The sequence below is a fragment of the bacterium genome, from assembly GCA_027622355.1.
Taxonomy (GTDB): domain Bacteria; phylum UBA8248; class UBA8248; order UBA8248; family UBA8248; genus JAQBZT01.
The window spans coordinates 1-7,493 of sequence record JAQBZT010000148.1 but is presented as its reverse complement, the minus strand read 5'-3'; the positions used below and the strand labels follow the sequence as shown (position 1 = coordinate 7,493).

The window sequence follows — 7,493 nt, the reverse complement described above, 5'->3', positions numbered from 1 at the left end:
CAAGGGCGCTTTCGGTCACATGTTGGGGGCGGGGCCGGTGGCCGATCTGCTGATGGCGCTTCGGGCGCTTTCGGAGAAGAAGGTTCCGCCCAGCCCGGGCGCGGGCCCGGGGGCGGCGCTCTCTTTTCCCGAGGCGCCGGAGGGGCTGAAGGGCTCCCCGGCGGCGCTCATTCTCAGCCAGGGGATGGCCGGAGAGTGCAGCGCCCTCGTGGTCCGGGCGGCTTCGGCGGCATAAATAAAGGAGAGCGGATGCGATTTCTCTACATCGACAGAATCCTCGAGGCCGAGCGGGGGAAGCGCATCCGCGCGATCAAGACGTTTCCGCTGTCGGAAGCTTTTCTTCAGGGCCATTATTCGAGAAAGCCCATCATTCCCGGCGCCATCATCCTCGAGGCGATGGCCCAGATCACCGGCTGGCTGATCATCTACACCTACGATTTCGAGAAATCCTGCGTCATCTCCCTGGCCCAGGATGTCGAACTTCCCGCCGGCCTCACGCCCGGCACCACGCTCGAGCTTCACGGCGAGATTCTGGACACCGGCGAAAAGGGGAGCCTCGCCCGGGCGCATGCGACGCTCGATGGCGAGGTGGTGGCCCGCTGCGGGCGGTTCATCTATCCCCACTTCAGGAACGAGCGGCCCGAGGCCCTGCGCGAGGAGTTCCGCAGCTACGGGTGGCTCTACGGGAGAGAGGCGTAGCCCGATGCCGAAGGATGTCGTGATCACCGGCATGGGAATGGTGACGGGCCTGGGCGCCGATCTCGAGGAGATCTGGCGCAAGGCGCTCGCGGGCGAGTCGGGTCTGCGGCCGATCGAGTCCTTCGATGCGAAGGAGATGCCCATCGCCGGGGCGGGGGAGGTTTCCGCGGCGGAGATGGCGGCCCTGCGGGAGCGGCTGCCCGAGGAGTATGCGGGCGAGGGGGAGCGGCGGGTGCTCTTCGCCCTCGATGCGGCCCAGAGCGCCATCGCGGACGCGGGCCTCACGCCCGAGAACTTCAATGCCGCCCGCGCGGGCGTGATCATGGGAACCGGGATGAGCACCTACTGCCTCGAGGATTTCGCCGAGTGGATGGAAGAGGGGGGGGCGTTCAATGCCGAGAGATTCGCCCGTGAGCTCGATCGGGTGCAGCCGGGCGGCTATTTTCAGACCCCCCCTGAGCGGGCGACCACGCTGATCGCCGATGGGTTCGGTCTCGGCGGCCCGGCGGTGACGCTCACCTCGGCGTGCGCGTCGGCGAGCCAGGCCATCGGCCTCGGCCTTCGGATGATCCGGCGCGAGGAAGCCGAGGTTGTCATCTGCGGGGGCGCGGACTCGATGATTCATCCGATCGGGATGACGATCTTCATCCTGCTCGGGGCGGCCTCGAAGGCGCCCGGCCCGCCCGAGGGAATTTGCCGCCCCTTCGATCGGCGCCGCTCCGGCCTCGCCGTGGGAGAAGGGGCCGGCGTCGTGGTGCTGGAGTCCGCCGAACACGCCGCCCGGCGGGGCGCCCGGCCCCATGCCGCGCTCACCGGCTACGGCACCAGCATGGACGCCTATCAGGTGACCGCCCCCGATCCGAAGGGGAGGGGGGCGATGCGCTCGATGGCGCTGGCGCTCGCCGATGCCGGCCTTTCCCCGGATGAGGTGGCCTACGTGAATGCGCACGGAACCGGGACGAAACTCAACGATCCGGCGGAGACGCTGGCCATCAAGGCGGTTTTCGGCGAACATGCCGGTCGGCTGGCCATCAGCTCGACGAAATCCCTGATCGGGCACCTGATCGCCGCCTGCGGGGCGCCCGAGCTGATTTTCACCGCCCTGAGCGTTTCCCGCGATGTTGTGCATCCGACCCGGAATCTGGAAAATCCCGATCCCAAGTGCGATCTGGACTACGTGCCCGGCGGGGCGCGCCGGATGCCGGTTCCGGCCGCGATATCGAATTCCTTCGGTTTTGGCGGACAAAACGCCACACTCGTTGTCGAAAAGGTGAGCGGATGAAAATCGAACTGAATGAAAAGGTGGCCCTGGTGACGGGCGGCGGCCGGGGGATCGGCCGCGCCTGCTGCCTGGCGCTGGCCGAGGCGGGAGCCGCCGTCGCCATCAACTACAGCAGCTCGAAGGATGCGGCCGAGGCGGTGAAGGCTGAGATCGAAAAGGCGGGCGGCCGGGCGGAAACCTATCAGGCGGATGTCTCCTCCTTCGAGGAAGTCGAGCAGATGTTCGAGCGGCTCAAGGCGGATTTCGGGCGGCTCGACATTCTGGTCAACAACGCGGGCGTCATCCGCGATACGCTTCTTTTGCGGATGAAGCCCGCCGACTGGGAGAAGGTGATCGGGGTGAGCCTGAACGGCGCTTTTCACTGCACGAAGCTGGCCGCCGAGATCATGATGCGCGCAAGGAGCGGCCGCGTCATCAACATTGCCTCGGTCATCGGGGTGATGGGCGGCGCGGGCCAGGCGAACTACGCCGCGGCCAAGGCCGGGCTCATTTCGTTCACCCGGGCCTGCGCGGCAGAGATGTCGGGAAGAGGGCTTCGCTTCAATTCCGTCCTTCCCGGGATGATCGAGACCGACATGAGCGAGACCGTCCGGAAGCACGCCAGCGAGAAGATCATGGAGCGGATTCCGGCCAAGCGCTTCGGCCAGCCCGAGGACGTCGCCCGGGTGGTGGTGTTCCTCGCCTCCCCGGCGGCGGACTACATCAACGGCGAAGCCATCACGGTTGATGGCGGAATGCACGTCGGATAAAGGGGCGGAGAGAAACCGTGCGGCTTTATCAGGGGGTGGATCTCGTCGAGATCGATCGGTTCCGGGAGGCCTACGATCGCCACGAGGCTTTCGGAAACGGCCTTTTCACCGAGGCCGAGGTGGCCTACTGCCACGCGCGCCCCGATCCCTATCCGCATCTCGCCGCGCGCTTTGCCGCGAAGGAAGCCTGCATGAAGGCGTTCGGCGTCGGGATGGGCGGCTTCGGGGCCACCGGCCGGTTCCAGGAGATCGAGGTGGAATCGGCCCCCTCGGGCAAGCCGACGATCCGGCTGCACGGCTCGATGGAGAAAATGGGGCAGCGCTACCGGATTCGCCAGCTGACGATTTCGATCACCCATGCCCGCGACTACGCGGTGGCGACGGTCATGATGCTGGGGGATGGCCCCACCGGCGATGCGGGGGAGGCCTGAGGGAAGGCGAATGCGCTATTTACTCATAGACCGGATCACGGAGTGGGAAGCGGGCCGCTCCATGGAGGGCGTGAAGAACGTCTCGATGAGCGAGGATTTTCTCGAATACCATTTCCGGAATTTCCCGGTCATGCCCGGCTCTCTCATCCTTGAAGGTCTCGTCCAGCTGGCCGGCTGGCGCGCGGCGGCGGATTCGGATTTCGCCCATTGGTTCCTGATGGAGCAGGTGCGGAGTGTGAAGTACTACGGATTCGCCCTCCCCGGCGATCAAGTGGGCCTTCGGGTGGAGCTGACCGGCGAGGAGGACGGGCGCCTTCTCTACAAGGCGTCGGCGAGCGTGGAGGGCGAGCGCCGGGTGGTGGCGGAATTTTCCGGCCGCCGGGTGGACATGGCCGATTACGAGGACCCGGAAGGACAACGGAAGCTGTTTCGAATTCTTCGCCGCGAAGCCACCCTCTCCTGAGCGGATCGGAAATGATGAAAGGAAGAGAAGTCTGGATCACGGGAGTGGGCACCCTCACTCCGGCCGGCGCGAATCAGGACGCCTTTTGGAAAAGCCTCCTGACCGGGAGGAGCGCCATTTCCGAACACCCGGCGGCCGGCGATTCTGACTTGCCGCCCGGTTTTCATCTCTGTGGCCGGGTCGAGGGGCACGAGGAGCCGCCGGAGTTCCCCAAAAAGCTGGCCAGCCAGCGGAAGTTTCTCGTCCGCGGCTCCATCCTCGGCCTGCACACGGCCCGGGAGGCGATTGCGCAGGCCGGCCTCGAAATGGCCGACATCCTCCCCGAGCGCAAATCCCTCTATGTCGCCTCGGGCGATTTCACGCGCCTCGGGCACCTCGATTTCTACTCCTCGCTTCGGGATGCGGCCAATGCCGAATGGAACAAGCTCAGTCCGAAGGCGCTGAACGAGGCGGTTCTTCACAAGGTGAATCCCTTTTTCCTGCTGGAGGGCCTGGCCAACAACCTCTTCAGCTTCCTCTCCTCGTGCTACGAAATGATGGGGCCCAACGGCAGCATATCGAGCCTCTCCTCCTGCGGGGCGCAGGGGGTGGAGTTTTGCGAGCGGGTGGTGCGGATGGGAGAGGCGGATGTCGGCCTCGCCGTGGGGTGCGGCAACTGGGAGAACGCGCTGTTGCTCTACGAGCTGAACGAGCTGGGGGTGCTCTCCCGGGGGGCGAAGGGGCCGGGATCGTTCCGTCCCTTCGATGTGCAGCGCGACGGGTTTCTGGTCGGAGAAGGGGCGGCCGCCCTTGTCTTCGAGGCGGCCGAGCACGCCCGGGCGCGGGGGGCGAAGCCCTTGGGCCGCATCCTGGGGACGGGGAACCTTCAGGAGGGCGACCCCCACCGCCATATTCCGGTGCCGGCGGAGGCGACGCTCGAGGCGAGCCGGATGGCGCTCGATGAGGGCGGCCTCGCGCCGGAGGATCTGGCGTTTGTCATCTCGCACGGAAGCGGCACCCGAAAGGGGGACCGCAACGAGTTGCGCGCCCTGAGCCGGCTTCTCGGGGAGAAGGCCGGGGATGTGCCCCTCACGGCGCTCAAGCCCTACACCGGGCACATGGGGGCGGGGAGCGATGTGGCGGAATTGGCGGCGGGCCTGCGGGCGGCACGAGAGGGAATGCTTCCCGGGACGCCGGGCTTCGAGAAGGCAGAATCCGAGTTTGCGCATCTTTCCATCTCCGCCGAAGCCCGGCCGGTCCGGGGAGGGGTCTTTCTCTCCACCAGCCACGGCATCAGCGGGCAGGCCTCGGCCACCGTCCTGGGTGTGGTGTGAGCCCTCCTTCTGCAAGAACGCGCAGGGGGCGCCGAAAGCGCCGACGCAGCAAGGACAAGGGGCCGCTTCTCCAGAACATTGAATTTTTCCTCGCGCTGGTGTTTGTCTCCTTTCTCCGGCTTCTGCCGATGTGGCTGTGCCGTCTTTTGGCCGCCGGCATCGGCGATGCGATCTTCCTGCTTGTTCCTCGCCGCCGGCGCATCGCTCGGATGAATCTGGAGATCGCCTTTCCGGAGATGTCCCCGGAGGCGCGAAGGCGCATCGCCCGGGAGAGTTTTCGCTCTTTCGTTCTCACCGGGCTCGAGGGGATGCGGCTTCTCGGCAGGATGGACGCCCCCGGCGCGCAGGCGCAGGCGCGCGCGCTGGTCGAGAATGTGGACGCCATCTTCGCCCGCGCGCGCAAGATTCACGAGGAGGCGAAGGGCTGCATCTTCGTCGTGCCCCACCTGGGGAACTGGGAGCTGCTCTCCCCGGCGGCGGCGCTGGCGCGGATTCCGGTGACGTTCACCGTCCGCCCGCTCGACAATCCGCGGCTGGAGAAATACCTCTTCGGGGTCCGCTCCTCCGCCGGCCAGGAAGTGCTCTCGAAGCGGAATGCGTTTGCCCATCTGCGCGAGGCGCTCCGCAAGGGCCGCTCCATCGGCATCCTCGCCGACCAGCATGCCGGCGTGCGGGGGGTGGATGTTCCCTTTTTCGGAAAGCCGGCGAGCACCACGATCGCGCCCGCCACGCTGGCCCTCCATTTCAAGCGTCCCATCGTCCTGGTCGCCTGTCTGCGCGAGGGGCCGGATCGCTTCACGGCGCTGGTGAGCGAACCCATCTGGCCGGAGGATACGGCGGATACCTCCGCCGAGATCGCGCGCCTCACGGCGGCCATGAACCGCGAGATCGAGGAGATGATCCGCAGGAAGCCGGGGCAATACCTGTGGATGCACGACCGGTGGAAGCTGACGAAGCTCTGGGGAAGGTCGGAGGTGTTTCTCGCCCAAAAGGCGAGGGAAGAAGCGGGACCGCCTAGCGGGAAGCCGTGATGGCGCTCTTGAGGGCTTCGAGGAAAGGCTCGCCCCACCGCTCGAGCTTGGCCTCGAGCTTCACGGTGCAGTCGCAGTCGCCGCACTTGGGATAGCCCTCGCACTCCGAGAGCCGCCGGGCGTGGCGGATGTCGATTTTCTCGAAGTACTCCTCCCAATAGGGCAGCTCCTCGGCCAGTTCGCCGCCGGGGCCGAACGCCTCGAGGCAGTAGCAGGCCTCGATCCAGCGGACCTGCCCCTCCTCGGCCAGCCGCGCCGCTTCCATGCAGCGGATGTAGGTGGGGTAGGCGATGGAGCCTCGGCCGAGCGCGCGCGTCTCGATGGCCTCGAGAAGGGCTTCTTCCTTGCCCGGTTTCACGTATGCCCTGACGAGATAGCGCATGCGGGCTCCCGAAATACAGCGGAAAGGCGATCTGCCCCCGGAGGCAGGGATTCTAACACGAATCCCGGGCGCACCTCACCGCAGGGCGGTGAGGCGGGAGAGAGAGAAGAAAGGGAGAGGGAGATGCCTTTAAGCGGACAGTTCATCCGCTGAGTTGTCTTGGTCGGGCTGGTGAAGCGGCGAGGAGGAAAGTTGGGTTTGAGCACTCCACCTTCCGGCCGGCCCGGCGGCCATCCACCAAGTGTGAATCTGTAACTGGACCTGAATGTACCCCGCCTTCTTTACGCCTGGGTTTCATCCATATTTCAGGAATGTTAAATCGCACGCTGCCGTTTTCCGTATAAAATCAGAGCCTTACCGGTTTTCCCTCCTTCACCGACCGATCCGCCGCCATGGTGAGGGCGAGCACGTCGCGGGCATGGGCGCCGGTGGCGAGCCCGACCCCGCCGATGCCCAGGATGTGGCGCACGAAGGCGTCAGTCTCCTCCTTCATCGGGCCGAAGAACTCCCCGAGGACGAAATCCCCCGGCATGGCCGAGCCGAGGAAGGCGACGTTCACCTCGTGCTCCGGCGTGTAGGGGCAGGGGATGGGTTCTCCCGGCGCGAGGATGACGTCGCGGTGGGCGTCATCAATGTTGAGGGAGCCGGTCGTGCCCTGTAGGTCGATCTCCATCGTCGCGGTGTAGGCCGGCCAGTGGAGGGGCTGGAGCCAGCTCGTCCCCAGGGTGGCGACGCTGCCATCGTCGAAGGTGACAATCATCCACTGGAAATCGTCGCGGTTATATTTCTTGAAGACGAAACTCGCCGCGCGGGCGTAGACCTCGACCGGTTTTTTTCCCTCCAGGTACCAGAGGATGAGGTCCACCATGTACGTGAGGGTGTTGATCGAGGGCGTGGTGTTGGGCGAGCGCTTGGCGACGGCCTCCCCGACGGCGCGGGTGACGTAGATCTTTCCCATCGCCATGACGATGTTGCCGAGCTGGCCGGCCACCGCCGCCTGCTTGGCGAGGAGATACCGGCGCCGGAACCTTTGGGTGTAGCCGACGAAGACCTCGGCGCCGCTTTTTTCCGCCCGGGCGAGAATGTCGTCCGCTTCCTTCAGATCGAGGACGAAGGGTTTTTCGATAAGGACGGGCTTTCCGA

The 7,493-nt window shown here is 65.9% G+C and carries 10 protein-coding genes; 8 read left to right on the top strand and 2 right to left on the bottom strand.

The genetic code is table 11. From position 1 onward, the window contains the following. From O2807_09515 to O2807_09480, 8 genes are all read left to right on the top strand, one after another. Positions 1 to 235: hypothetical protein (locus O2807_09515; GenBank protein ID MDA1000732.1), on the top strand; the 235-nt coding region annotated here is incomplete at its 5' end. A 14-nt stretch (positions 236 to 249) separates the two neighbouring features. Then, the gene (locus O2807_09510; protein MDA1000731.1) at positions 250 to 699 is read left to right on the top strand and encodes a 3-hydroxyacyl-[acyl-carrier-protein] dehydratase FabZ; all 450 of its coding nucleotides are present in this window, start codon (positions 250 to 252) and stop codon (positions 697 to 699) included. A 4-nt stretch (positions 700 to 703) separates the two neighbouring features. Further along, positions 704 to 1,981 (top strand): beta-ketoacyl-[acyl-carrier-protein] synthase family protein, encoded by a 1,278-nt coding sequence (locus O2807_09505; protein ID MDA1000730.1) that lies wholly within the window; start codon positions 704 to 706, stop codon positions 1,979 to 1,981. A gap of 2 nt (positions 1,982 to 1,983) precedes the next feature. Beyond that, positions 1,984 to 2,730, top strand: coding sequence for a 3-oxoacyl-[acyl-carrier-protein] reductase (gene fabG / locus O2807_09500; protein ID MDA1000729.1), 747 nt, complete (start codon positions 1,984 to 1,986; stop codon positions 2,728 to 2,730). 17 nt (positions 2,731 to 2,747) lie between these two features. Then, positions 2,748 to 3,161: a holo-ACP synthase gene (gene acpS, locus O2807_09495; GenBank protein ID MDA1000728.1), complete on the top strand. Its 414-nt coding sequence runs from the start codon at positions 2,748 to 2,750 to the stop codon at positions 3,159 to 3,161. Between the two features lie 10 nt (positions 3,162 to 3,171). Continuing rightward, a complete protein-coding gene (locus O2807_09490) occupies positions 3,172 to 3,624 on the top strand; it encodes a beta-hydroxyacyl-ACP dehydratase (protein MDA1000727.1) in 453 nt (150 codons plus the stop codon). Between the two features lie 11 nt (positions 3,625 to 3,635). After that, positions 3,636 to 4,937: a beta-ketoacyl synthase N-terminal-like domain-containing protein gene (locus O2807_09485; protein MDA1000726.1), complete on the top strand. Its 1,302-nt coding sequence runs from the start codon at positions 3,636 to 3,638 to the stop codon at positions 4,935 to 4,937. Then, positions 4,934 to 5,968, top strand: a complete 1,035-nt coding sequence (locus O2807_09480; protein ID MDA1000725.1) for a lysophospholipid acyltransferase family protein — start codon at positions 4,934 to 4,936, stop codon at positions 5,966 to 5,968. The genes O2807_09485 and O2807_09480 overlap by 4 nt, the downstream gene beginning before the upstream one ends. Here the strand turns inward: O2807_09480 and O2807_09475 are convergent. Then, positions 5,952 to 6,350 carry a hypothetical protein gene (locus O2807_09475; protein ID MDA1000724.1) on the bottom strand — a complete coding sequence of 133 codons (399 nt, stop codon included), beginning with the start codon at positions 6,348 to 6,350 and terminating at the stop codon, positions 5,952 to 5,954. The two genes, O2807_09480 and O2807_09475, sit on opposite strands and share 17 nt — an antisense overlap. Positions 6,351 to 6,696: 346 nt before the next feature. Further along, positions 6,697 to 7,493, bottom strand: a 797-nt coding sequence (locus O2807_09470) for a Gfo/Idh/MocA family oxidoreductase (GenBank protein ID MDA1000723.1), incomplete at its 5' end; no start/stop codon positions are given.

Excerpts from the sequence above, each read along its gene's own strand:
- O2807_09505 (MDA1000730.1), top strand. The coding sequence starts at position 704 with ATGCCGAAGGATGTCGTGATCACCGGCATGGGAATGGTGACGGGCCTG.
- O2807_09485 (MDA1000726.1), top strand. The coding sequence starts at position 3,636 with ATGATGAAAGGAAGAGAAGTCTGGATCACGGGAGTGGGCACCCTCACT.
- O2807_09475 (MDA1000724.1), bottom strand. The coding sequence starts at position 6,350 with ATGCGCTATCTCGTCAGGGCATACGTGAAACCGGGCAAGGAAGAAGCC.
- O2807_09490 (MDA1000727.1), top strand. The coding sequence starts at position 3,172 with ATGCGCTATTTACTCATAGACCGGATCACGGAGTGGGAAGCGGGCCGC.
- O2807_09510 (MDA1000731.1), top strand. The coding sequence starts at position 250 with ATGCGATTTCTCTACATCGACAGAATCCTCGAGGCCGAGCGGGGGAAG.